This window comes from Parapedobacter soli (assembly GCF_025460835.1).
Taxonomy (GTDB): Bacteria; Bacteroidota; Bacteroidia; order Sphingobacteriales; family Sphingobacteriaceae; genus Parapedobacter; species Parapedobacter soli.
In genome coordinates this window covers 1-961 of sequence record NZ_JAMXAY010000141.1, presented here as the reverse complement: position 1 = coordinate 961, position 961 = coordinate 1, and the positions used below count along the sequence as shown (strand labels likewise).

At 36.1% G+C, this 961-nt stretch carries 1 protein-coding gene; it reads right to left on the bottom strand.

Features of this window, described 5'->3' with window-relative positions; genetic code table 11:
• Positions 1-315: 315 nt before the first annotated feature.
• Positions 316-909 (bottom strand): RteC domain-containing protein, encoded by a 594-nt coding sequence (locus tag NGM62_RS21920; RefSeq protein ID WP_449301325.1) that lies wholly within the window; start codon positions 907-909, stop codon positions 316-318.
• Between the last annotated feature and the right edge of the window lie 52 nt (positions 910-961).

The window sequence follows — 961 nt, the reverse complement described above, 5'->3', positions numbered from 1 at the left end:
CCCGACCAACTGACACTAGACCTATAAATTTCGGGGTAAGTCCAGGCTTTCGTCATTGTTGTTGTTTTTTATTTTAAAGTTTTCAGGAAAAAGCCTTTTCGGTTGAATACAAGGCTCTTATGTGGGTTATCAAAGATAGTCAAGTAACGATTTGGTAACGGTGCTTATTGCTTTGCTTTTCAACACGTTTCCGTTAGCTCATAGCAAATATACGAATTTTTTGTTTCTCAAAAACAAATAAACATTTTATTCCCTTGTCTGGATTATAGGACAAGAAAAAAGGGCTTAAAGCCCTTTTCCATAATACTGATAGAACTATCTTCCGTCCTGTTCGTCCATTTTTTTAATAAGGCTTTCTTTTAGTGTATCTAAAAATTTGGTGCGGTTGATTTTTCGGGATTTGAGTTCCATAAACGTATGGTAGAAATCGCCTAAATCAACATTAAAGGTGCTTTCAAATACTTTGACGATTGGTTTAATATCTGCATTGCCGTTGTTGAATATACCTTGTGAATGTAGTGCGTAAATCAATTCGGTTAAAGCCGTTTTGCTTCCTGTCCAATTCAGCTTTGGCAGAGCATTCGGTTTATCGTCTGTGGCTGTTTTTGATAGTTGGGTTTCGAGGTAGTCCTCTATCAAATCGTTGGCAATAATCTTGGCTACCTTGTAATCGTGGGAAGTGGAAAAGCTGTGGTCGATTTCAAAATAGAATGTGTCCAAACCCAATTGGACATTGTGTTTGCCACGCACAAAATAAGTATGGTCAAGATACGTACTTTCGGTCCTGTAATAGCTGTAAAAAGCCATATTGTTATCAAAAAACCGTTTGAGTTTTGATAATTCTTTATTGAAATAGTCTTCCAAAACTTCTTTTCCGCCATAAGGTCTTTTGGCTTCAATCTTATAAATGGCATTGTCATTGCTGTCCCATTAAAATCTGAAATTGTTCTTTGAAATATTT